Origin of the sequence: Thalassospira sp. GO-4 (assembly GCF_023588965.1) — a bacterium.
Classification (GTDB): domain Bacteria; phylum Pseudomonadota; class Alphaproteobacteria; order Rhodospirillales; family Thalassospiraceae; genus Thalassospira; species Thalassospira povalilytica.
In genome coordinates this window covers 1,860,275-1,883,942 of sequence record NZ_CP097807.1, presented here as the reverse complement: position 1 = coordinate 1,883,942, position 23,668 = coordinate 1,860,275, and the positions used below count along the sequence as shown (strand labels likewise).

Sequence of the window (23,668 nt, the reverse complement as noted above, 5' to 3'; positions counted from 1 at the left end):
GAATGGTAAAACGCAAATCAACCGGGATCGTGCGATCCTGTATGGTGGTTGCTATTTTCGTGACGGCATTGCTGTTGTCATTTGAATTGCTGCCCTCGGCTCAGGCCGATGCCGCAAACCAGCAGGCAAAAACCATTACCTGGGTTCAGAAATAACTGCCGACGGCCTGCATTGGGAAATCGGTTATCGCCAACAGGACAAAGCACCAGGGACCTGGCACCTAACACTTTGCACACAGCCTGTGTGTGACCAGACCTTCCTGGATCAAAGGTCTGTCTTGTCCGGTGTCTGGACGTGGGATTCAATGGCCTGATCCGATCCCAGATGGGTGATGTCGATCGGCGTGTTTGTATCCCGGTTGGCATAGACGCGCCCGAAAAAGTCCGACAATTTCTTGGCGACATCTTCGGGCTGGCTGACCTGATGCAGGGTGAATTTGTGGCCGATGCGATCGGTAATATGAAGATCGCCATAATCAAAGATATTGCCAACGATACTTTTGCTGATGCGGGTTGATTTGATGGCTTCGAACCCGCGATCATCCTGATCCTTGCGCAGGACGCCGCTGCGCGTGATGATGCGGTTGCTGGTAATCACGCGTTCAAAAAAGAACAGATCGCGGATCGCAGTCAGCGGCAAAAGAAGACTGTCCTTTGCCGCGCGTGTCGATGCGCCAAGCACGCGGCGCAGAAGGCTCCATACAATCGAAATCGCTGCCAGGATCAAGCCGATCAGCGCAAATGAAAACACGAATTCATACTGTTCCCAGATTTCATCAAGGGCTGAAAAGGCTTCGGGTCCGGTCAAAAGATTTCGAAATTGCGGCATCAGGAAATTGTAAATTTCGCGCCAGTGATAGGATGCGTAAATCAGGGCCACGATCCAGACAATCTTGATCAGGCCGGGCACCAGCACCGATACCGGGGCAACCGGCAAATCCATGATCACCACTTCACCATCCTGAAGATAGCGGCGAATTCCCTTGAACGGTTTGCCGTTATTGTCGGTCTGCTGGGCCTTGGTCATGCCGGTTTCCTTTTGCACGCAATTTCATGAACATACGGTGCGGGCAAAAAATCGCAAGCAGTTGCAAATTTTCGAATTCTGACCGGCGATAATTCTGATTACAAACGCCTGAAAATTTGCGCTTATAGATTAATTGGCCACGCCACCATGGCCACAAACCGGTACATCGCCGGAACAACAACAATGACAGGAAACGCGCCCCATGATCCCCCTGTTTGGTGAGGCCGCCGCCTTTACCGCCGCCCTGTGCTGGGCAACATCAAGCATGATCTTTTCCAATGTTGGCGGCAAGGCCGGTGCGCAGACGGTCAATCGCGGGCGTCTGGCCTGTTCGATTTTTTGTCTGACGGTTCTGCACTGGCTTCTTTTGGGAACACCATGGCCGGAATCAGTTACCTGGGAACAGCTGGGCTGGCTTAGCCTGTCATCGATTGTCGGGCTGGTGATTGGTGATGCCATGCTGTTTCAGGCCTTTGTCCTGATCGGGGCACGGTTGTCGATGTTGTTGATGTCGACAGTGCCGATCATGGGGGCGGTACTGGCATGGGTGCTGTTTGATGAAACGCTCCGCCCGATTGAAATTCTGGGCATCGCCTGTGGAGTGGGCGGGGTTCTGATTGTCATTCTGGGCAAAAAGGGCCGCCCGGTCGGGCTGGTCGGGCGTAACTATGTGATCGGCATCCTGTTCGGACTGGGTGGTGCCATCGGTCAGGTCGCCAATCTGATCACGGCGAAATATGCGCTGATTGATGGCTATTCCGCATTGTCCGCGACCTGGATCCGTACCCTTGTTGCGGTGATTGCCATGTGGGGAATTGCCCTTGTCTTCGGGCGGGTGCGCCGCACGGTGACTGCGTGCCTTGCCCCGGATGTGGGCAAGTGGCTGTTGCTGGGGGCTTTGATCGGGCCTGCGGTTGGGGTCTGGCTTTCGATGTTGGCGGTTCAGAATGCCAATGTCGGGATTGCATCGACCCTGATGGCCTTGCCGCCGGTTTTGCTGATTGTCTATGAAGGCGTGATCCTGCGCCGGCCTGTGGGCTGGCAGGCCGTTATCGGGACCTGCCTTGCCTTTGCCGGGGTGGCGTTACTGTTCCTGCATTAGAGATCAAGAGATCAAGGTGTTTAGGCATTTAGGCAACTAGGACTGATGCGCCTTTCGCATGCGTCCCCACAACAGCAACCCGCCATAAAGGTTCGCGAGCAAGCTTAACCCGAACAACATCCCCGCCCAGACCGGCAAATCAAATATTGCCGCCGTGCCACGCATTGTTGTGTTGGCAACTCGCACGGTCGGGGCAGTCGGGGCTGGTGGACCGGACGTTATGTCGGGTTTGCTCTGATGGGTCAGTTGCACCACATGCCCCATGCCATCACCCACCCGGATGTGCCAGTTTTGCGGTTGTGTGATGTCATGGCCCGGCTGATCCGGGGCAAAGGCAAAATGGCCGCTGCGATCGGTGTGCGCCTTTTGCCAGATCTTGCCATCAGGGGCGGTGACGATGACTTCGGCAAATCCCATGGGGCTGCTGTCGGTATAGCCAAACCGGTATCGAACCGTATTCTCATTGCCAACAGCCTGCCAGCCAGCCCCGTGGGCACGGGCATCTGTCGGTTCCGATATGATCAGAACCGACAACGCCACAAGAACCACAAGAACCGGCACCCGGCTGATACCCGCTAGATGCATTTTCCTAGCCGTCCACATGGAAGCTTAGCGTCGCACGAAGGTTATGAACCCGCACCCCGTCTGCGGTATCGGGGATATCGGTTGCAACCCGCACGACCCACAGGCCGGGTGCCGAAATGCGGACCTTGGCAATGGCACTGCCGCGGTCATCGGCAAGGGTTTCGGTATAATAGGCCCAGGAAGACGGGGTTTGGGTAAACCCGGCATAGGTCGCAAGAACGGTGGTGGTCGAAGGCTGCCCGTCAAGCAGGATGCGGAATTCGGCGTCCATGCCGATTTTGGTCCGGCGCGGATCGCCAAGCGGAACGATTTCAAGCCGATCACCAAGCGGAGTTGTGAGCACGGCATTGTCATCAGTTGCTTGCGGGCCGATCAGATGTTTTGCGAATTTCTCGTAACGCGAAGCGGTCAGGGCATCGGGATGCTGTTCAAGCCCGCCTTCCTGCCAGCCATCGGGCGTCTGTGACCAGACAACCGGCAAACGGTGGGCGGCAATCCAGCCGGTTTGCGCATGATCGTCAACAGATGCAACAAGGTTCGGGGCGTTCGGATTTGGTGTGACATCAAGTTCGCTCTGCCCGGCACCGGTGATCAGGCGGGCGCGCACATTTTCGATGGCTTCGGCTTCTTCAGGTGCGCCGAACTGATGGGTCGAATCAAGGAATATCGTTGCCGGTTGGCCCGGCGCAATGGTGCTTTGTGCGGTGCTGGCGATGAATTCATGGGCGGTTGTCGCACTGCTGATCAGGCACCCGGTCACGCCAATTATCAGGGCGCGTGCGAACTTTGATTGAAACATCTGCTATCCTTTGGGAAATTAGGTCTATGAAATGGCGGTATGAACTTTTCAAAATTGTTCATACGAGTCAAGCTGATGATTCTGAAAGGGAATTGATATGACCCGCGTGACGGTATCAATCGAAGATGATCTGATGGAAGCGTTCGACACCTTCCTTGAAGGGCGGGGCTATACCAACCGGTCCGAAGGATTCCGTGATCTGATCCGCGAAAAGCTTCAGAATGCCAAGCTTGACGAAGACCCCAACGGGGTGGGAATTGCCGTTCTGAATTATGTTTATGACCATGAGGAACGCATGCTGGCATCGCGTTTGATGAGCACCCAGCATGAACATCACAATCTGACGGTCTCGACCGTGCATTTTCACATCGATCATGACACCTGTCTTGAAAGCGTGACCCTGCGCGGGAAGCTTGCCGAAATTCGCGCCTTTGCCGACAAGGTCCTGGCACAGCCCGGTGTGCGCCACGGGCAGCTTTATTCCGTTCCGGGAGAACTGCATATTGAATCCCATCACCACGGGGATGAAGACCACGGCGCGGCCCATACCCACGAACATCTCAAAATTACCACCTGATCGTTCCTGGCTTTGCAGACATGCGCCATAAAAAAACAGCCGCCCCGGTGACAGGGCGGCTGTTATGGTTTTGTTTAGGGATAATGCTGTTTAGAACGCGAGTGTCATGTTGACTTGCGCAACACTGGCGGCATTGCCCGATTGGGAAATGTCATGGGCCAGTGACAGGCGGCTCGACATCGGACCAGTGTCAAAGCCAAAGCCGGTCGACATCGACTGGTTGCCATATTCATCAACATCACTGCCAAAGAACGGGGACATGAAGCCGACGGACGCACCGGTAAGGTCGCGCAGTTCGAAACCATAGCTCAGCGTTCCGGCAAGGGTATATTCATTATAGTCCGTACGACCGGCAAGGTAGCTTGCCTCAAGTGCGGCATTCAACCCCGTCGTCGCATCCGACAACCGCAGGCCGCCGCCGATGTTGAAAGCTGATTTGTCGTTATTGAGTTCATCGGTAAAGTCATAGATCAGACCGGTTTCGACAAACGGTGTCAGTTTCAGGCTGTGCAGCTCGAAATCGTAAGCAGCCTCGAGCGACGGTTTGACCTGACGGGTGTTGGAGCGGGAGCTTTCAACGAATGTGTTGTCGCTCTCGACATAGCTATCAATCGTTTTTTGTGCGGCCAAAAACGATACGGACGGGCTGATAGAGACCGGATAATCGGCAAGGGGCTGATAGAAATAGCTGGTTTTGAGCGAGGCATACCACATGGCGGAGTTGGTGGAGCCATTGATGCTGCCATTGCTGCGGGTAACGTCAATATCGCCTTGTGAATAGCCCGCCTCGGCAACAACCGAAAGGTTGGCAATCGGCTGATAGATGGCATAGGGCGAAATGACCCATGCGCTTTCATCGTAGCTGCCGTTATTGAAGGACGTGGTCAGGTTGGTATCGTTGTAGCCAACAGACGCCCCGGCAATCAGACCATTTTCAAACCGGTAATCCGCGCCAATGTTATAGCCCCAGACATCACCGTCATATCGGTTGTCCTGACCGCCCGAATTGAAATCGTTGTCGACCGATGTGTAAGACCCATGGCCCCAAACTGTGATTGGCGAATAGGACTGAAGGGCAGCACGGCCATCAACCCCGGCAGCTCCGCCAACAGAACCCTCATCGGTCGGGCCAAGGGCCAATGCATGATCGCGCGCCAGATCCGCTGCAATAACAGAGCTATCGAAAGCAGCATTCATCGCCAGTTTGCGCATGACAGCCCGCATATCATCGGCGCTGTCGCGATATGCAAATCCGCCACGAGAGACCGCCCCATATCGGTTGTCCGCAAAGGATGCGGTTTCATCATTTCCAGCCCCCGGTACACCACCAGATGCCCCGCCCGTTGAGCCACCGGTTCCAGTACCACCGGCACCAGCACCACTAGGTGCGCCGACGCCGCCACTGCTTACACCCGCACCGGCACTGCCGACCACCGTTGCAACGCGGGCCCCGATATTCTGTTGAATGACAGAGGTCTGGGACCGCGAAACCGCACTGGTGACGGCTTTGGACGTGGTTTCGGAGGAAGTCTCATTGCTGGCTGTGGGCTGTGCGCAGCTAATTGTCACGCGAAAGTCTGCTGCGCTTGCTCCATTTTTTGAGAAGTACGATGATACTTGGTACTCTGCGCTGGACTGGGCTGTGACCACCAATTGGCCAGTGCCGCCGTTTGCCGAAACGGTTGTCTGTACAGTGTTCTCACTCGTGCTCGTATCCATATTATAAATGGTCAGGTTCGGTGTTGCATCTACCGAGAAATTGTTTTGCCACAGATACGTGACTTTATCGCCGGCTTGTAAGTTTAGCGTGGCAGTTCGGTATAAACTTGAGCTGTTCTGACTAGGTGGCTGGTTCGAGATAAGGCCGTTGATAGACGTGCAGTCATAGTTGGTCGCGGCATGTACAGGTGTTGTGGTCAGTGGAAGCGCGCCAGAAATGCCAAGAAATAAAGCTGATGAAATTGCCAATTTAGATAGTTTCATTAATCCCGATCCATAGCGTTGGTTTAGGTCCAAAACAGAAGGTTTATGAAAATCAGTGCCCGGACATTTTGTGCTTTGGGGTCGGATCACATCCCCGGGATGCCACGTCAAGCTTGGGCGGAAACTTGTCAGTAAGTGTCAGATTTACGAGCAAAATCAGATGTTTGTCCCGGGTCTTATGCAGCCCAGAGTTATGATGCCTAAGCTGTTAGAATAGATACCCGGATCCTTGAGGATGGATGGGGTGTTGTAGGGCAGAAAGACTCCTGTTTGCGTCTTTCTGATCTGAGAAATGAGAACAAACTTGCAACATCCAAAATTTTATGACAATGTTCACATTATGTTCTCAATTCGGCTGCTGACGTGAACAGGGAAACTATTCTGTCTGGGCAGCAGGTTCTTCAAGCGGTGGCGTTCCGCATTTAGGTCCGGGGAACCGCCTGCGTTGCATCCTACCCGGCCCTGTGGAATAAGAGAGTTCGAGCAATGATTCAGACCGCGCTGCATTTGGTGGATAAGGATACTATGGATAAGCAGAAGGCACTCGAAGCCGCCCTTGGGCAGATCGAACGGGCATTTGGCAAAGGTTCGATTATGAAGCTGGGTCAGCGGGAAAGCGCCGTTGACATTTCAGCCATTTCAACCGGATCACTCGGTCTTGATATCGGACTTGGTATTGGTGGTCTTCCGCGTGGCCGTATCATCGAAATCTATGGTCCGGAAAGTTCCGGTAAAACGACCCTGGCCCTGCACACCATTGCCGAGGCACAGAAACTTGGCGGGACCTGTGCATTTGTCGATGCCGAACATGCGCTTGACCCGGGCTATGCCCGCAAGCTTGGCGTGAATACCGACGAACTTCTGATTTCGCAGCCCGATGCCGGTGAACAGGCACTTGAAATCGCCGATACGCTGGTGCGTTCCGGTGCGATTGATGTTCTGGTCGTTGACTCGGTCGCGGCCCTTGTTCCGCGGGCCGAACTCGAAGGTGAAATGGGCGACACCCATGTCGGTCTTCAGGCCCGCCTGATGAGCCAGGCCTTGCGTAAGCTGACCAGCTCGGTGTCGCGGTCGAACTGCATGGTGATCTTCATCAACCAGATTCGTATGAAAATCGGTGTGATGTTCGGCAGCCCGGAAACCACCACCGGTGGTAACGCGCTCAAGTTCTATGCATCTGTTCGTCTGGATATCCGTCGTATCGGCCAGATCAAGGACCGTGACGAAGTTGTCGGCAACCAGACGCGCGTCAAGGTCGTCAAAAACAAGATGGCCCCGCCGTTCAAACAGGTCGAATTTGACATCATGTATGGCGAAGGCGTTTCCAAGATGGGTGAAATCCTTGATCTTGGTGTCAAGGCAGGCATCGTTGAAAAGTCCGGTTCCTGGTTCTCCTATAACTCGACCCGGATCGGTCAGGGCCGTGAAAACGCCAAGAACTTCTTGCGCGAGAATCCGGAAATGACCCAGGAAATCGAAAACAGCATTCGCGAAAGTGCCGGCCTGATCGCCGAAAGCATGACGAATATGAGCGAAGATGACCCGGTCAATGACGATTGATCGCGCTGTTTTTGTACGATGATTTTAAAAAGACGGGCCGTGATTTCGGCCCGTCTTTTTTGTTTGGGCCATCAAACCCTTCACCCCGTTCAAAGGTGCAGCCATGATTACCTGTTATTTGAAATACATAATTGACAGTCACAAAATTCCCGAGTTCGAGGCATATGCCAAACGCTGGATTCCGATTGTCAATCGCATGGGCGGGACCCATCACGGCTATTTCCTGCCCCATGAAGGGGCGAGTAATGTTGCCTATGCGCTGTTCAGTTTTCCAAGCCTTGCCGAGTATGAGGATTACCGCAATCGCATGGCTGACGATCGCGAATGTCAGGATGTTCTGAATATGGAAATCCGCAATCGCAGCATCATTTCCTATGAACGGAGTTTCATGCGCCCGGTCCTGGACTAGGGGCGGGCGGGGCTATGATCCGCGCCGCGTTGCGGTCGTCGCCACTGCCGCTGCCGGGATTTGCTGCTGTTGCCACTGGCTGGGTGTTTGGCCGGTAATGCGCAGGAATTCGCGATTGAAATTCGATTTGGTGTTAAAGCCGCTTGAAAGCATGGTGGTTGTGACATTCTGTCCGCGCAGGAGTTCTTCGCAGGCATGATCAATTCGGAACCTGTTGATATAGCGCGACACATTTTCCCCGGTACTTTGATTGATCGCTGTGGATACCTGTTTCAACGGATAGCCCAGCCGCCGCGCAATCCGCGCCAGCGTCAGATCGGGATCAAGAAACAGCTTCTGACCGCTTATAAGCTGCTCAACTGCCGCCATGATTTCATCGACCGGGATATCGGGCGTATCGGGCGCGGTTTTGTCAGGCGCGCTTGACCGTTCGATATCATCACCCCCGTTGTCATCATCGCCCGATCCGATGGCAAGATCGGGCGAAAGCGCCAGAAACCCGATGGTCAGCACTGCCAGCGACGAAAAGATGCTTAAAATCACACCGGTTGCGCCTTCTGCCCCGAATTGCAGGGCTGCTGCGATCAAAAGATCGCTAAAGGCCGAAACAATCAGCGCAATGGCAATCACCCGCCAGATCAATGCCGGTACATGCCCGGATGCCAGACGCGAATGGGCCAGATCATTGCCCTGACGATGCAGGGCAATCAGGATGGCAGACGCATAGCCGACAAACAGCCCGCCAAGCAGGGCATCAATCAGGACCGGCATGGCAAGGATCACGATCACCATCACCACCGGGGCCAGAAAATGGCAAAGATCGGTGGCGACAAGGCGCGACCGCACACTGCTTTGCAAAAAGGCCATCCAGGCCAGCGCCGGGATCATTGATGCCATGACCGGCTGCAACAACCGGATGGCATCAAACCCGTAATAATGAACAAGCGACACCGTCACACTCTGACAGGCGCAGGCCAGCAGCAAGGCGGCAAGCAACCGGCTGGTCTTTTCAAACAGGATTGCCCGCAAAAACAGATAACCCAGCAACAGGGCGACGATCATGGGTACGGGAAGTGCGATCATGTTTTGTGGCGATCCGATCATAAAACGTCCGAAAACCGGTTTTGCACGTCCTATAACCGGTTCAAGGACGCAAAGCCCCGAAATCAGGAGCAATTTCAACCCGGTGAAGATTAAAACACGGATTGAAATCATGAAACATGTAACTTCTGCGGCCCTGCTTTCACTTGGTCTTGCCAGCGTTCCTTGCATGGCGACCCCGTCTGCGGCACATGAACTGGCGGGTTATGACCGGTTCGATGTCACCGCATCACACAGATCCACGCCGCTTGCTGCGTCCATCTGGTATCCGGCCGGGACTTATATCTATCGTGCGCCGGTCACCAAAAGCGCGATCTGGCAAAGCACGGATGCCTATATCGGGGCGGCGATTGCACCGGGAAAACACCCGCTGATCCTGCTCTCGCACGGATCGGGCGGCAATATGGATGCGCTGGGCTGGTTGTCATCGCAACTGGCACTTCGCGGGGCAATGGTGCTTGCGGTCAATCATCCCGGCACGACATCGGGGGATTCATCGCCCCGGCGCACCATTCATCTGGCGCCGCGTGCGGCCGATATCACGGCCCTGCTTGATCAGGTTCTCGCCGATCCGGATTTCGCCCCCTATATCGACCGGGACCGGATTTCGACGGTCGGCTTTTCGTTGGGGGGGACAACGGTTCTTAATCTGGCGGGGGTGCGATTTGATGGCGACCTGTATCGTGATTTTTGCAAGACACATGGCGATGTGATGCAGGATTGCGCCTTTTTGAAACGTGGCGGGGTCGATTTCGATCATCTGTCTGATGACATTGCCATCGATGCCAAGGATCCCCGGATTTCGCGATTTGTTGCGATCGAGCCCGGCATGACCTATGCGGTTGATGACAACAGCCTGAAAAACACCGATCAGGATGTGCTGTTCATCCGGCTTGGCAAAGAACATGGCTGGCCGGCTGCTGATCTTGAGGCGACCGGAAGCAACTTGTTGGGCAAGCTTGATCATCCGGCCTATGCGGTTTTTGCCCCGGCTGACCATTTGACCTTTCTGGCGGAATGTGTGCCCGGTGCGGCCGAACTTCTGGCGCGGATGGATGATGATCCGGTCTGTTCGGACCCGGCGGGCACCGATCGTGGCCATATCCACCAACAGATCATTGATGAAATCAGCCGGTTTCTCGACCTTGGCATGTCGCCATCCTGATTGGCGCATCTGATGACGGATATCACGGATCATTCCCCGGAAAGCGGCCCGTATGACGGGTTTCTTTCTGGTGCCCCAAAATGATCACGATTTCGCATAACTATATGAAAAATATATCATTAAATGGTGTCGAATGGGGTGAAAAACTCCCTTTAGTGATATGGGGGCGGAACAATTTTGAGTTGTCCCCGTTTGATATCCTGTGAGCAACACATCACGAGCAAACAGGAGAACAAACATGTCAGACCTGATGAAAAAAATTCTCGCCGTTCTGATGATTGGTGGTCTTGGTCTTGGCCTTGCGGCCTGCGAAACCGCCGAAGGTTTCGGCGAAGACGTCGAAGATGCCGGTGAAGCCATCCAGGACAGTGCTTCGTGATCCGGGCTGATTAAACAGGTCGCTTTACCCTCAAAGCACCCAATAACTGCAGGAGAATTCCCATGATTGGTTGGGCCGTATTCTGTCTGATCCTTGCCCTGATTGCCGCCGTATTGGGTTTTGGCGGCTTGGCCGGGACTTTCGTTGGCATTGCGAAGATTCTGTTCTTTGTCTTCATCGTGCTGTTTGCCGTTTCACTTCTGGTGAATGCATTGCGTGGCCGCCGCCCGCCGATGTAACCGGCAACGAAAGACAAAAAAGGGTTGGGATAAAAAACCGAACCGACGAGCACACAAAAGGGCGCCATATTGGCGTCCTTTTGCTGTGTCTGGATGGGGCCGGGCAATGGCGATATCGGTTGCAACCAAAAACCGGTCGCGCCAAAATGGCGTATATACTCAAAGGCGGTATCCGAACCGCACAGCGTTGGAGCATTCAACAAACATGGTAACGATCACAAAACGTCTGTTGGCAGTTGCGATGGTTCTTGGCTTTGGCATGGCGTTGTCGGCCTGCGAAACCGCCGAAGGATTTGGCCGCGATATGGAAAAGCTGGGCCAGCAGATCCAGGAAAGCGTGAATGAGTAACCGTTCAAGCGCCCTTGCCAGCCAACGGTTATATTATGCCCCGGTAAAGGTCGCCGATTTTGGCGACCTTTTTGTGTTTCTGGGGGATGCTGCGGCAATGCGCTTTACCCATTGCGATCAATCGCTTGAAGATTGCCAGACCAGATTGCTGGCCTTTGAAGCACGTCGCAATCAGGATGGCTTTGCCCCCTGGGTCGTACGGCACAGGGAAACCGACAGAATCATCGGTTGGGGCGGGCTTTATATCGACCCGTTCGACCCCGACTGGGGACCGGAAATCGGTTATTTCCTTCATCCCGACCATCATGGTCGCGGCTTTGGCCGTGAACTTGCCGAAACCGCCATCGCCTTTGCGCGGGCCCGAACATCCTGCCGCATGCTGGGTGCCTTTGCCCATCCCGACAATCATCCATCGGCCAAGCTATTGTCCCGATTGGGGTTTGTGCAGATCGGTTTTGTCGCGTCAATGAACCGCAAGCGGTTTCGCCTGATGATTGACCGGGCCTAGCGCGCGGCGATTTTTGCCTTGTTGCAATCACGCAATTCATAAAACTTGATACATTTGCCGCCCAAGCCCTTCGCCTGACTGGACAGGGCAGGGCCGAGCCGCTAAATAGGGCAGTCCGTCCGCCAACATGGCGGATGAAATTGTTCCGCGTTTTCCGGGTTGGAGAGATATGCAGACCGTTAACGATATCCGCACCACGTTTCTGGAGTTCTTCCGCAAGAACGGCCACGAAGTCGTTTCCTCCAGCCCGCTGGTGCCGCGCAATGACCCCACCCTGATGTTTACCAATGCCGGGATGGTCCAGTTCAAGAACGTTTTCACCGGTCAAGAGCATCGCGATTATTCACGCGCGACCACCTCGCAGAAATGCGTGCGTGCCGGTGGCAAACATAACGATCTTGAAAATGTCGGTCATACCGCCCGCCATCACACCTTCTTTGAAATGCTCGGCAACTTCTCGTTTGGCGATTATTTCAAGGAAAACGCGATTGAATTCGCCTGGAACCTGATCACCAAGGAATATGGTCTTCCCAAAGACAAGCTTCTGGTCACGGTTTATCACACCGATGACGAAGCCCATGGTCTTTGGAAAAAGATTGGCGGTCTGTCTGATGACCGCATCATCCGCATTCCGACCTCCGATAACTTCTGGTCGATGGGCGATACCGGCCCGTGTGGTCCGTGTTCGGAAATCTTCTTTGACCATGGCGATCACATCTGGGGCGGCCCTCCGGGCAGTGCCGACGAAGACGGCGACCGTTTCATTGAAATCTGGAACCTCGTCTTCATGCAGTATGAACAGATGGCAAATGGCGATCGCATTGATCTGCCCAAGCCGTCTATTGATACCGGCATGGGTCTGGAACGTATTGCCGCTGTCCTTCAGGGCAAGCACGACAACTATGACATCGATCTGATGCGCGCCCTGATCGAAGCATCGGCCGATGCCACCAATACCGACCCGGATGGTCCGCATAACGTGTCGCACCGTGTGGTTGCCGACCATCTGCGTTCGACCAGCTTCCTGATTGCCGATGGTGTTCTGCCGTCCAATGCCGGTCGCGGTAACGTTCTGCGCCGTATCATGCGCCGTGCAATGCGCCACCTGCACATGGTCGGCACCCAGGATCCGGTGATGTATAAACTGGTTCCGGCACTGGTCCGCAAAATGGGCGGTGCTTTCCCGGAATTGGTCCGTGCCCAGGCACTGATCGAAGAAACGCTCAAGCTCGAAGAGCAGGGCTTTAAAACCATGCTTGATCGCGGTCTCAAGATGCTTGATGACGCGACCGACGGCATGAACGAAGGCGCCACCCTTTCGGGCGAGGTTGCCTTCAAGCTTTATGACACCTATGGCTTCCCGCTTGATCTGACGGCCGATGCGCTCAAGGCACGCAAAATCGGCATTGATGAAGACGGTTTTACTTCCGCCATGGAAGAACAGAAGGCCAAGGCACGTGCCGCATGGTCGGGGTCGGGCGAAGCAGCGACCGAAGAAGTCTGGTTTGACATCAATGACCGTGATGGCGCGACCGAATTCCTTGGCTATGAAACCGAAACCGCCGAAGGTGTTATCACCGCCCTGATCAAGGATGGTGCCGAAGTCAAAACCGTATCAAAAGGTGACGAGGTTGCCGTTCTTGCCAACCAGACCACCTTCTTTGGTGAGTCCGGTGGTCAGCAGGGCGATGCCGGTGTGATCAAAACCGAAAAGGGTGCGATCATTGAAATCACCGACACCCAGAAAAAGCTCGGCGCGCTGCATGTGCATCTGGGCAAGATTGTCGAAGGCGACGTTTCGGTTGGCGATGCGGCTGAATTCCGTGTTGATCATGCCCGCCGCTCAAGCTTGCGTGCCAATCACTCGGCAACCCATCTTCTGCATGCGGTGATGCGCAAGCATCTTGGCGATCACGTCACCCAGAAGGGCTCGCTGGTCGCACAGGATCGCCTGCGTTTTGACGTTTCCCATCCCAAGGCCGTAACAGCCGAAGAAGCCGCAATCATCGAAGCAGACGTCAACCGTCTGATCCGTGAAAACAGCGAAGTCACCACCCGTCTGATGACCCCGGATGAGGCGATTGAACTGGGTGCGATGGCGCTGTTTGGTGAAAAATACGGCGATGAAGTCCGCGTTGTTTCCATGGGCCTTCCCGAAAGCAACGAACATGCCTACTCGCTTGAGCTTTGCGGTGGTACGCATGTCAAACGCACCGGTGACATCGGCATGTTCAAAATCGTGTCCGAGGGTGCGGTTTCAAGCGGGGTTCGTCGTATCGAAGCCCTGACCGGTGCCGATGCTGCCAATTACATGGCGGCCCGTGAAAACGTGCTGGCAACGGTTGCTGCCGACCTTAAGGCCGTGCCCGAAGATGTCCCGGCACGCGTCAAGGCGCTTCAGGAAGAACGCCGTCGTCTGGAACGCGAGGTTTCCGACCTGCGCAAGAAACTTGCGACTGCCGGTTCCGGCGGTGCATCGGGCAGTGATGCCTTCAAGGAAGTCAATGGCGTCAAACTGGCCCTGCGTTCGCTTGACGGCATTCCGGCCAAGGAACTCAAAGGCATGGTTGACGAACTGCGCGACCAGATGGGTTCTGGTATTGTTGCCCTTGTTTCGGGCGATGGTGGCAAGGCATCCATCGTGGTTGGCCTGACCGAAGACCTGACCGCGAAATTCAGCGCGGTTGACCTTGTCCGTATCGGGGTTGAGAAACTCGGCGGCAAGGGCGGCGGTGGCCGTCCGGACATGGCACAGGGCGGTGGTTCCGACCCGTCGCAGGCCGATGCCGCACTGGCCGCGATCGAGGCACATATCGCCGGCTGACGCGATCAAAAGTATGAAGAATAAAAAAGGGCCCCGACCGGGGCCCTTTTGTTTTGTCTGATGATTGCGATTTGGGCAGGGATTGTCAGGGCGCTACATTGCGTTGTGTGCGGGGGCGGATGATTTGCCAGCCAAGGTTCATGCCTGATGCCGCAATCAGGATGGCGATGGCACCGATGATCTGAGCGGTATCGGGGCGATAGCCAAAAGCAATCAGGTCAACAATGATCGCCACCACCGGATAGATGAAGCTGAGCGATCCTTGCAGGTGGGTCGGCAGTTTCTGAACTGCGCCATACATCAATACATACATGATCCCGGTATGGACCACCCCGACCGTGATCAGGGAACCCCAACTGATTGCCGTGGTTGGCAGATTTTCAAAATCGGCAAATGGCGCAAGCATCACAATACCGATACAGACCTGAACAAGGGCGATCAGATGGGGCGGGGTGCCTTTGAGCTTTTTGGTGATGATGGCCGCTGTCGCCCAGAAAAACGCCGCCCCAAGCGCCATCAGAATGCCACCGGCATAATCCGATCCGCCAAGGCCGCCCCGGGATTTGCCAGAAATGATCAAAAGCAGACCGGCGAAGGCAATGCCAAGCCAGACGAATTTGTTGACGGTCAGTTTTTCACCGAAAAAAGCCGCACCAAACAACACCAGCATAAAGGGCTGGGTGTTATAAACCGCGGTCGAGACCGAGATTGAGGCCATCGAATAGGACTGAAACAGCAGGTACCAGTTGGTGACGATGGCAACCCCGCCAAGGGCGGCCCAGCCCAGCATGCGCACATTCAAAAGCCCGCGCAAAAGCCCCATGGTCGCACAGATCACCAAAAGCGAAAGCGCCCCAAAGAAGCAGCGCCAGAAAACCACATCCATGGCCGGGCGGTCCGACATCACAACAAACCAGCCAATGGTGCCCAAAATTGTCATGGCAGCCGTCATTTCGACCGTGCCGCGGACTTGTTCTTTCATCGCAAAGCTCCGTTCAGGAAGTCATTTGATGGGATTACTTTCCGCTTTTTAGGCCGGGTTTTATATGGCTTGTGAAAGGTGAATTTGGCATGTAGCCTTTTTATTCAAGGCCGGATCGTCAATTTTGTGGAATTTGTAAAGTCATGGACGAGATCGATCAGAAGATTCTGAAAATCCTGATGCGTGATGCCCGGATTTCGCAAAAGGAACTGGCCGCCAAGGTCGGACTTTCCGCCCCCGGTGTAGCCGAGCGGGTCCGGCGGCTTGAAGAACGCGGGGTTATTCGCGGTTTCACCATTGATATTGACCCTGAAGCCCTGGGATATCCGTTGCAGGCGATTGTGCGCATTCGGCCGTTGCCCGGGAAATTGCATATCGTGCAGCAACTGATTTCCGAAATTCCCGAATTTGGCGAATGTGACAAGGTGACTGGCGATGATTGCTTTGTCGCGCGGCTTTATATCCGGTCGATGAAGGAGCTGGACGGGTTGCTTGACCAGATTGTCGACAAGGCCGAAACCAACACCGCCATCGTCAAATCCAAGCCGGTCGAACGCCGGATGCCGCCACTTTCGCCGAAATGAGTGTGCGGCCTTGCGCGAGGCATCCGGTGCCATTCGCCATTCGCATACACTAAACGCCATGCGTCACGTGCGATGTGTGATGCCTCATGCGTTGCCTGTGCGCACGGTGTTCTATGCCAGTGGCAGCAGGATATCGGTAACGGCCTGATGGTCCGGGACGTCGGGGAAAAAGGCGACGCGCTGGAAAACAAGCGGGAAGTCGCCGGGCGTTTCACCGCTTTGCGGCAACCAGTCGCGATAGAGCGCAAGCGCGCTGTCACCAAGTGTCTGGTCGCTTCCGACATGACGCAATTTCGCATATCGCCCGGCCGGGATTATCAGGGGATAAAGACAGGCTTTTTCATCCTCGGCTGTCAGGGGCCGTTTTGTGGCAACGCAAAGCCCCATGCGAAATTCATCGGGCGGCGTATCATCGGGATTGCACCAGACAATATTGTATGTCGTGTGTTTTGACGGATGCAGATGATGGATTTTGCGCCAGGCAATAAAACGTTGAATGGTCTCGCCGATGCGCGCAGGCGGGCCGACATGATCCAGACAGGCGGTGGGTGTTTCGGGGAAGTCGATGATTGAAACGGCGGTGTGATCAGGGCTGGTCATCGTGTTTCTCCTGATTTTCAGCAACCCGTCATAGGGGGCCTGCCAATTGTCCCAATCGGTGGATTTGCGAAAGTCACGCGGGGCGATCCCGTGGATCTGGCGAAACGCGCGCGCAAAGGATTCCGGTCCCTCGTACCCGGCAACAAGGGCGATTTGCAAAATCGGGACATCTTGGCGAAAGGCCAGCATATGGGCGGCACGGCGCATCCGGATCAGGCGGATATATTGTCCGACATTCATCCCGTAAAATGCCGCAAATTGCCGATGGAAATGAAAGACCGAAAAGGCAGCAATGCCGGCCAGAGTTTCAAGCGACAAGGCCTTGTCTTCCCGAACCTCGGGACTGGCATCAGGGCCGGTATCAAGACAGGTATCAAGACTTGTATCAATATGGGTAATGACCCGGTCAAAACGGCGGGCGATGTCTGATTTTGCCGGGGCATTCATGATGGCGTGGCCTGACGGTTGCGATTGCTGATTGCGGGCTTGATCCTGTGCCATCATGCACAAATCCGCTGCCCAATACCTGACCGATCTTGCGGACTTGTTTCGGGGGGGCGGAAAAACGGGAATGTGGCCCTGTGCCGAGCTGACAGCATGTTGGTCAGGGTGCTTCAGGAAACCGAATAATCATCCTTGGCCTGTTGTTGGCGCAAGACGCGGTTAACGGCGCGTTCGACGGCCTTGCGATCGGTGGCGTCCGCAATGTCGCGCGCAGCGGCCCGACCGATCAGGCGTGCATGTTCGCGCAGGATTTCCAGATGTTTTGGATGTTTGGCAAGGCCGGTCAGGCTTTCAAGGACCTCTGCCATCGGCAAAAGGACGTCGGGTTTGGCACTGGCCGATTGGCGGATCTGGTTGAATGCCGCGTTCATCATGCCGCCGAAATCCGATAGATGGGCGCAGATGCGTTCCTGTCCCTGATCATCGCGCCACAGCCCCATCGGATAATGGAAATCCATCGCCTGTGGCAAGGCGCGACCCAGCTGATGGATCACGGCAATTGCGGTGAACGGATCATTGATCCCGGGCGAAAGGGCGCGCAAGGCGACCTCGACCAGTTGTCGCAGGGCAAATTCGATATCAAGCATGGCGGTGCGCTGACTGCCGATCATGATTTGTTGGGCGATGGCGTCATGTATTGCATCAGATCGGGTGTCAGAAGGCCCGGTGTCAGAGGGCTTGGTGTCGTTGTTTTCATCCTTGCCGATTTCACCGATAATATCACCGGCAATCACATGCTGTCCGGCGCGGACAGTCAGTGCGACACGAATATCGTTCTTGATGGCAACATCAAGCAGGTCGTCATAATCAATGCCCTGCACATAGCCCGATTTCGCTGCCGTGATCGTGCGATCCGACGTGTTGGCACCCGCATCGGGCAGGGTGCAGCTTTCCCTGGCGGCATTGTCAATCGGCCCCGACAGGGTTTCAAGCGACGAGGAAATCGTTTCTTCAAGATTGGCCCCGACCTTCTGGATCACGTGGTCGGCAACGATGGAACGTCCCAGATGATGGACAAACAAAATCAGCACAAACAGACTGACGACAAAAAGCGCAATGCCGGTCATGGCGGCGATCTGCGGGACCGCGCTATCACCGGTCTGCCCGCCCATCAGGACCAGACCTGTAATCAGAAACAGGATCGTGCCGACGAAACTGCCCAACGCATTTTGGGTTTTGGGATCGCCCATGAAGTTGCGAATGGTGCGCGGCCCCAACGACCCGGCCGCAAGGGTAAGCACCACCATGGTGACCGACAGCGCAAAGGTGGTCATCGTCACAAGCGTCGCCAGCAGCGTCGATGTCAGGTCCTGGACCGTTTCAACCGTTTCAAAGCGCGGCCAGAAATCGGGCAGGCTGGCAATGATATCTTCGCCCGGCAACCGGATGGCCAACAGTGAAAGCACCGCACCGCCAATCGCATAAAGCAACGGGGTGAACCACAGGCTGTGGCCGACAAATTCCCATATTCGGATAAAGCGGTGAAACATGTGCCGTGATCCTGTTGTGAATGCGTGCCCGGGCGACAAATGCCGCCCGTCGGCAAGACCGGACCGGGACAGCGATCAACATATAAACGTCTGGAACTGTGGCCGGTTCCCGGTTTGCTGTTGTGCTGGTCCGGGTCGATATCGCGCAGATCATTTTTGCCGGTTATTGCGGTCAATGTCTCCTGACTTTTTGGGGGAATGACACCTATGCAAAAATCACGATTGCCCGTGTTTGAAAAATGAACCAAATTCGATTTTACGTCAAAAATGATCCAACGGGTAGAAGGCCGCATTGGCATGGTTGCGCAAAACCGCATGGAAAAACGCCAGCAACGCGAAGAAATGATCCTTGATGCCGCCGGGAAACTGATTTCAGAAGTCGGCTTTTTCGAGCTCAAGATGTCGGATATTGCGCGGGCCTGTGACATTTCGGTCGGTACCCTTTATGGCCATTTCGCCAGCAAGGAAGATTTGCTGATCGGGCTTGCGGTCATGGCCGGTGCCAAACGCGCCGAAAAGTTTGATATCGCACGCAATCATGATGGCAGCGCGATTGAAAAATACATCATCGCCAATCTGCTTGATCTGGGTTTTTCCATCGATCATCCGCAATTGTTCGAGGCGGAATATCTTGCCCTTGCGCCGTCGGTCTGGAAACGCGCAACCCCGGCCCGCCATCAGGCCCAGCTTGATCAGATCAATGCCATCACCACGATGTTTCAGACCTTCCTGACCGAGGGGGAGGATGAACTTGGCATTGCCCCGGATATGACCAGCCGAAGCCGCAACCTTAACCTTGGCAGTTGGGGGCTTGGTTACGGGATCAATGTGCTGGTTCTATCCGAAATTACCGACCGTCATTATGGACAGGAACTGCGCAAGAATGCGGTCAGTATCCTGTGCGACGGTCTGGCCGATCTTATGATCGGGGCCGGGTGGCAGGTCGATGATGCCAGGGCCAAGGTCCGTGCCCTTGCCGCCACCTATGTCGATGCCCCCGGTTTTGATCAATGAATTGAAATAACTTCTATCGCCCTTTTGCCCGCCAATAGCCCCTAACAACCGTCGCTTACCAGCGCAGCGCCCCACGGAGTTCCCCATGTCGCAAGAAAACAAGGCAATGTCGGCGGTCTTTTTGACCGTTCTGTTCGGCTTTGCCGGGTTCAGTTTGCCCTATCCGGTCTTTGGACCCATGTTTCTGAAACCTGAACTTGGTTTTCTTGATCCATCCATTCCCGAACAATATCGCACCATCCTGTTGGGCGTTGCCATGGCGCTTTATCCCATCGGGCAGTTTATCGGTGCGCCATGGCTTGGCCGGTTATCGGACCGGGTTGGGCGCAAACCGGTTTTGATGGCATCGCTGTTCGGGGCGGCCAGTGGCTATATCGTTGTTGCCATCGGGGTGGCGAGCGCCAATTTGCCGCTGGTTCTGGTCGGGCGGTTTGTATCGGGCCTGTGCGAAGGCAATATGGCAATTGCCCAGTCGATTGCATCGGATATCAGCACCCCGGCAAACAAGGTCCGCAATTTCGGCCTGATCACGGTGGCGATCAATGTCGGCTGGATCGTCGGGCCGTTGATGGGGGGCTTTTTCTCGGACCCGTCCATTCATCCGTCCTTTAACGTGTCCTGGCCGTTCTTCTTTGCCGCGGGCATGTATGGCTTCAACCTTCTGGTCGTTGCGGTGGTCTTGCATATTCCGGAATATGCCCGCCGTCGCGGACGGACCAAGGATGATCAGGCGATTGCCGGGCGGACTGTCTGGGCGACCTTGACCGATCCTGTGCTGTTGCCGGGCTACGCGGTTTCATTTGCCAGCTATTTTGCGATCTATCTGTTTTTCTGCTTCTTCGGGGTTTACCTGGTACAGACCAGCGATGTGACCAGCAGTTTCCTTGGCATGTGCTCGGCGATCATTTCGATCCCGCTTATTCTGGCCGGATTGACCGTGGAACGCGCGCAGCGCCCGATGGGCCTTCGCGGGGTGGCGGCCCTTGGGCATATGTTGCTGGCCATCGGTTTGATTACCTTTGTCCTGCCTGACGGGCTGGTCTGGGTGTTTGTACCGATGTGTATTGCTGCCTTCGGGATTGCATGGTGCGAAGTTACCACCAGCCTGTTCATTTCAAACGGGGCCGGTGCCCACGAGCAGGGGCAGGCATTGGGCATTTACCGATCCGTGCACGTTTTGGCCGAAGCCGCAGCAGTTTTGACCGGCGGGGTTCTGGCCGGGCTTGATAATACATCACCCTTCATGGTCGGCGGGATCGCGGCATTGATTTGCGTGATCGGCATTCTGGGCTGGGTGAAGTCATCCGCCCTGATCCCGGCCCGCGCGGATGGCACAGCCGAATAGATATCCGGAAAATGAAACGCCCGCACATCAATGCGGGCGTTTTCAATTCAGATATCGGTCGGATCATGCGGGGCCAGTGCGGCACGCCGGATCAATGCCTGTGCGCTATCATTTTCCTGACGGTTTTTATCGGGCAGCTTTGCCACCTGATCGGCAAGGGCGCGGATATCGTCCAGATCTTCCATATCGCCACAGATTTCCATGACCCGCCCCCAGATTGCGTCATGATCCATACCGCCCATCACGGTAAGGGTGATGGCGCGATTAAGGGTGGCTTCGCGGTGTTCGGGATCTTGCGACAGGATTTGTTCAAAGGTTTCAAAACCTGCGATCAGGTGACCTTCGCGCAGATTGATCACACCAAGATCGTTTGACGCGGTCAGTGACGACGGATCAATGCGCAGCAATTGTTCAACAGCGCGTCGTTCCCCTTCAAGATCGCGACTTGCGCGATAGCACGCCGCCATCAGCCGGTGAATGGTTTCCGATCCCGGACTGTGATGTGCCGCGGTCTGAAGGGCAGAAAGGGCATTGTCACTTTGATCAAGTTCAAGCAATGCCTGCGCGCGCAGGGTCAGAAGTTCCGGGTCGGTCGGTTTGGCGCGCAAAACGATGTCGACATGATTAAGCGCGTCGCGCGCATCACCGTTTTCAAGCAGGGCGCGTGCAATGTGATAGAGGCAATCGGCATTGTCCCCATCAGATTGCAGCACCGTGCGATACTCACCGAGTGCTTCGGTAATCGAACCTTTTTCATGCAGGGCACGGGCCAGACCAAACCGTGCTTCAAGATTATCCATATCTTCGCCAAGTGCCTGACGAAGCATATTGATGGCGGCGTTATATTGCCGCCTTTTCAAGGCAGCAAGCCCCATGTCAGCAAAGGACATGGCATTCATTTTTCGTCTCCCAATCCATACGACATCCGTTCCCCGGATCATCAGATTTATCGATTTACGATGGGATTATAATGGCCGGGCCGGGCATTGCCACTATTATGTCATTTGGGAACTTTTTACGGCGATGGCACCTGCTGGTTGCAAAAAAGACAGGGCCCCGGAATTGTCCGGGGCCCTCTCCAATGTGCAATGTGCCGGAATGCGTGCCGTGCAGATCACGGTTTATGCAGCATTTTGATTTCCATGAAATCTTCAAGACCAAACAGACCGCCTTCGCGCCCGATGCCCGATTGTTTATAGCCGCCAAACGGGCTTCCCGGACGGGGGAAGGCACCGTTGATGCGGATCATGCCCGCACGCAGTTTGCGGGCAACGCGGTCGGCCTTGGCATCATCGGGGGTCTGGATATAGGCCGCCAGGCCATAGGGCGTGTCATTGGCAATTTTGATGGCTTCTTCTTCGGTGTCGAACGGGATCATGGCGACAACCGGGCCAAAGATTTCTTCGCGGGCGATGCGCATAGTGTTGTTCACATCGGCAAAGATCGTCGGTTTGACGAAATAGCCTTCATTCACCCCGTCGGGTTTGCCAACCCCGCCAGCCAGAAGGGTTGCGCCTTCGTCAATGCCGGCCTGAATAAGGGTTTGCACCCGGTCAAACTGGATGTGGCTGACCAGCGGGCCGATATGATCGCCTTTGACCCGCGGATCGCCAACCTTGGCGGCATCGCCGACACGTTTGGCAACCTTGACCGCCTCGTCATAAATCGATCGCTGAACCAGCATCCGGGTCGGTGCATCGCAGGTCTGGCCGGAATTGTTGAAAACATCAAGAACGCTAAACGTGATGCGGTCTTCGACATCCACATCGTCAAACACGATGTTTGGCGATTTGCCACCCAGTTCCAGGGTGACGCGTTTGACGTTTTCGGCCGCATCCTTGGTGATGGCCTTACCCGCGCGGGTCGATCCGGTAAAGGACATCATCGCGATATCGGGATGGCGTGAAAGCGTCGCACCGGCCACCGGACCCGCGCCCTGCACAAGGTTGAAGGCCCCGGCGGGGAAGCCTGCCTCGTGGATCATTTCGGCATAAAGCGTTGCATTAAGCGGGGTGAACTCGGATGGTTTGAGAACACAGGTGCAGCCAGTTGCAAGGGCAGGAATGACTTTCAGAACGATCTGGTTGATCGGCCAGTTCCAGGGCGTGATCAGGCCGCAAACCCCGATCGGTTCACGCAACAGCGTTTCCCCGTTATGCAGGGTTTCTTCGAGCTTGAGTTTTCGCAAAACATCAATGAAATCGACAAGATGGTCGGTTCCGGCCGCGGCCTGCTGTTCATGGGCCATGGTTGTGGGCGCGCCAAGTTCGGCGGTGATGGTATCGGCGACCTCGGAATAGCGGCGCTTATAGATCGCAAGCAGATTTTCAAGCCAGCCAAGGCGCTGTTCAATGGTGGTCTGGCTATAGGTTGCAAAGGCGCGTTTGGCCGCGGCAACCGCAAGATCGACATCTTCTTCGCTGGCCAGCGTGATTTGGGTGATGACTTCTTCGGTGGCCGGGTTGATCACATCCATTTTCTCGGACGAAATCGGATCAATCCATTTGCCATTGATGTAAAATTTGCCTGCGTTTTCCATAGGA

Annotated in this window: 24 protein-coding genes; 14 read left to right on the top strand and 10 right to left on the bottom strand. The window is 55.2% G+C overall.

Annotated features, from left to right (window positions below; genetic code table 11):
- The first annotated feature begins 2 nt into the window (after window positions 1-2).
- Complete coding sequence (locus tag M9H61_RS08855; protein WP_156480808.1) at window positions 3-155, top strand: hypothetical protein; 153 nt, start codon at window positions 3-5, stop codon at window positions 153-155.
- Window positions 156-264: 109 nt separating this feature from the next.
- On the opposite strand, the gene M9H61_RS08850 is transcribed toward M9H61_RS08855, so the two are convergent.
- Window positions 265-1,026: a PH domain-containing protein gene (locus M9H61_RS08850; RefSeq protein ID WP_250284656.1), complete on the bottom strand. Its 762-nt coding sequence runs from the start codon at window positions 1,024-1,026 to the stop codon at window positions 265-267.
- A gap of 202 nt (window positions 1,027-1,228) precedes the next feature.
- On the opposite strand from M9H61_RS08850, the gene M9H61_RS08845 reads away from it, so the two are divergent.
- Window positions 1,229-2,128 carry a DMT family transporter gene (locus tag M9H61_RS08845; protein WP_250284649.1) on the top strand — a complete coding sequence of 300 codons (900 nt, stop codon included), beginning with the start codon at window positions 1,229-1,231 and terminating at the stop codon, window positions 2,126-2,128.
- A 36-nt stretch (window positions 2,129-2,164) separates the two neighbouring features.
- Here M9H61_RS08845 and M9H61_RS08840 read toward each other — a convergent pair whose 3' ends face one another.
- Together M9H61_RS08840 and M9H61_RS08835 are read right to left on the bottom strand one after the other, a co-directional pair.
- Window positions 2,165-2,713: a hypothetical protein gene (locus tag M9H61_RS08840; RefSeq protein WP_250284648.1), complete on the bottom strand. Its 549-nt coding sequence runs from the start codon at window positions 2,711-2,713 to the stop codon at window positions 2,165-2,167.
- A gap of 4 nt (window positions 2,714-2,717) precedes the next feature.
- Window positions 2,718-3,512 (bottom strand): DUF4198 domain-containing protein, encoded by a 795-nt coding sequence (locus tag M9H61_RS08835; RefSeq protein WP_250284646.1) that lies wholly within the window; start codon window positions 3,510-3,512, stop codon window positions 2,718-2,720.
- Window positions 3,513-3,609: 97 nt separating this feature from the next.
- Between M9H61_RS08835 and nikR the strand changes: the two genes are divergently transcribed.
- Entirely contained in the window at window positions 3,610-4,089 is a 480-nt protein-coding gene (gene nikR, locus M9H61_RS08830; RefSeq protein ID WP_068517479.1) for a nickel-responsive transcriptional regulator NikR, read from the top strand.
- Between the two features lie 90 nt (window positions 4,090-4,179).
- Here nikR and M9H61_RS08825 read toward each other — a convergent pair whose 3' ends face one another.
- Window positions 4,180-5,658 (bottom strand): autotransporter outer membrane beta-barrel domain-containing protein, encoded by a 1,479-nt coding sequence (locus M9H61_RS08825; protein WP_250284644.1) that lies wholly within the window; start codon window positions 5,656-5,658, stop codon window positions 4,180-4,182.
- A 900-nt stretch (window positions 5,659-6,558) separates the two neighbouring features.
- Here M9H61_RS08825 and recA point away from each other — a divergent pair.
- Complete coding sequence (gene recA, locus M9H61_RS08820) at window positions 6,559-7,632, top strand: recombinase RecA (protein WP_068517480.1); 1,074 nt, start codon at window positions 6,559-6,561, stop codon at window positions 7,630-7,632.
- A gap of 103 nt (window positions 7,633-7,735) precedes the next feature.
- Window positions 7,736-8,041 carry an NIPSNAP family protein gene (locus tag M9H61_RS08815; protein WP_101247606.1) on the top strand — a complete coding sequence of 102 codons (306 nt, stop codon included), beginning with the start codon at window positions 7,736-7,738 and terminating at the stop codon, window positions 8,039-8,041.
- 12 nt (window positions 8,042-8,053) lie between these two features.
- On the opposite strand, the gene M9H61_RS08810 is transcribed toward M9H61_RS08815, so the two are convergent.
- A complete protein-coding gene (locus M9H61_RS08810) occupies window positions 8,054-9,124 on the bottom strand; it encodes an AraC family transcriptional regulator (RefSeq protein ID WP_250284642.1) in 1,071 nt (356 codons plus the stop codon).
- A 130-nt stretch (window positions 9,125-9,254) separates the two neighbouring features.
- Between M9H61_RS08810 and M9H61_RS08805 the strand changes: the two genes are divergently transcribed.
- The 6 genes from M9H61_RS08805 to alaS all read left to right on the top strand — a co-directional run bounded on the left by M9H61_RS08805 (window position 9,255) and on the right by alaS (window position 14,606).
- Window positions 9,255-10,307 carry a hypothetical protein gene (locus M9H61_RS08805; protein ID WP_250284640.1) on the top strand — a complete coding sequence of 351 codons (1,053 nt, stop codon included), beginning with the start codon at window positions 9,255-9,257 and terminating at the stop codon, window positions 10,305-10,307.
- A gap of 238 nt (window positions 10,308-10,545) precedes the next feature.
- A complete protein-coding gene (locus M9H61_RS08800; RefSeq protein WP_068517483.1) occupies window positions 10,546-10,686 on the top strand; it encodes an entericidin A/B family lipoprotein in 141 nt (46 codons plus the stop codon).
- Between the two features lie 62 nt (window positions 10,687-10,748).
- Window positions 10,749-10,925, top strand: a complete 177-nt coding sequence (locus M9H61_RS08795) for a DUF1328 domain-containing protein (RefSeq protein WP_082817698.1) — start codon at window positions 10,749-10,751, stop codon at window positions 10,923-10,925.
- A gap of 205 nt (window positions 10,926-11,130) precedes the next feature.
- Window positions 11,131-11,274 carry an entericidin A/B family lipoprotein gene (locus tag M9H61_RS08790; RefSeq protein WP_068517484.1) on the top strand — a complete coding sequence of 48 codons (144 nt, stop codon included), beginning with the start codon at window positions 11,131-11,133 and terminating at the stop codon, window positions 11,272-11,274.
- Entirely contained in the window at window positions 11,267-11,782 is a 516-nt protein-coding gene (locus tag M9H61_RS08785) for a GNAT family N-acetyltransferase (protein ID WP_250284638.1), read from the top strand. The genes M9H61_RS08790 and M9H61_RS08785 overlap by 8 nt, the downstream gene beginning before the upstream one ends.
- A gap of 169 nt (window positions 11,783-11,951) precedes the next feature.
- Window positions 11,952-14,606 carry an alanine--tRNA ligase gene (alaS, locus tag M9H61_RS08780; RefSeq protein ID WP_250284637.1) on the top strand — a complete coding sequence of 885 codons (2,655 nt, stop codon included), beginning with the start codon at window positions 11,952-11,954 and terminating at the stop codon, window positions 14,604-14,606.
- Window positions 14,607-14,691: 85 nt separating this feature from the next.
- On the opposite strand, the gene M9H61_RS08775 is transcribed toward alaS, so the two are convergent.
- A complete protein-coding gene (locus tag M9H61_RS08775) occupies window positions 14,692-15,588 on the bottom strand; it encodes a DMT family transporter (protein WP_250284635.1) in 897 nt (298 codons plus the stop codon).
- Window positions 15,589-15,731: 143 nt separating this feature from the next.
- Between M9H61_RS08775 and M9H61_RS08770 the strand changes: the two genes are divergently transcribed.
- The gene (locus M9H61_RS08770; protein WP_114113376.1) at window positions 15,732-16,172 is read left to right on the top strand and encodes an Lrp/AsnC family transcriptional regulator; all 441 of its coding nucleotides are present in this window, start codon (window positions 15,732-15,734) and stop codon (window positions 16,170-16,172) included.
- 111 nt (window positions 16,173-16,283) lie between these two features.
- Here M9H61_RS08770 and M9H61_RS08765 read toward each other — a convergent pair whose 3' ends face one another.
- Both M9H61_RS08765 and M9H61_RS08760 read right to left on the bottom strand, forming a co-directional pair.
- Window positions 16,284-17,276, bottom strand: coding sequence for a GyrI-like domain-containing protein (locus tag M9H61_RS08765; RefSeq protein WP_250284634.1), 993 nt, complete (start codon window positions 17,274-17,276; stop codon window positions 16,284-16,286).
- A gap of 110 nt (window positions 17,277-17,386) precedes the next feature.
- On the bottom strand, window positions 17,387-18,766 hold the full coding sequence (locus M9H61_RS08760) for a DUF2254 domain-containing protein (RefSeq protein ID WP_250284632.1): 1,380 nt from the start codon (window positions 18,764-18,766) through the stop codon (window positions 17,387-17,389).
- 267 nt (window positions 18,767-19,033) lie between these two features.
- Here M9H61_RS08760 and M9H61_RS08755 point away from each other — a divergent pair, with 267 nt between their 5' ends.
- Window positions 19,034-19,780, top strand: a complete 747-nt coding sequence (locus M9H61_RS08755; protein ID WP_101247548.1) for a TetR/AcrR family transcriptional regulator — start codon at window positions 19,034-19,036, stop codon at window positions 19,778-19,780.
- 85 nt (window positions 19,781-19,865) lie between these two features.
- Window positions 19,866-21,125 carry an MFS transporter gene (locus tag M9H61_RS08750; RefSeq protein WP_250284630.1) on the top strand — a complete coding sequence of 420 codons (1,260 nt, stop codon included), beginning with the start codon at window positions 19,866-19,868 and terminating at the stop codon, window positions 21,123-21,125.
- A gap of 47 nt (window positions 21,126-21,172) precedes the next feature.
- On the opposite strand, the gene M9H61_RS08745 is transcribed toward M9H61_RS08750, so the two are convergent.
- Entirely contained in the window at window positions 21,173-22,024 is an 852-nt protein-coding gene (locus tag M9H61_RS08745; protein WP_250284628.1) for a lipopolysaccharide assembly protein LapB, read from the bottom strand.
- A gap of 215 nt (window positions 22,025-22,239) precedes the next feature.
- Window positions 22,240-23,664, bottom strand: coding sequence for an aldehyde dehydrogenase family protein (locus M9H61_RS08740; protein ID WP_250284622.1), 1,425 nt, complete (start codon window positions 23,662-23,664; stop codon window positions 22,240-22,242).
- Between the last annotated feature and the right edge of the window lie 4 nt (window positions 23,665-23,668).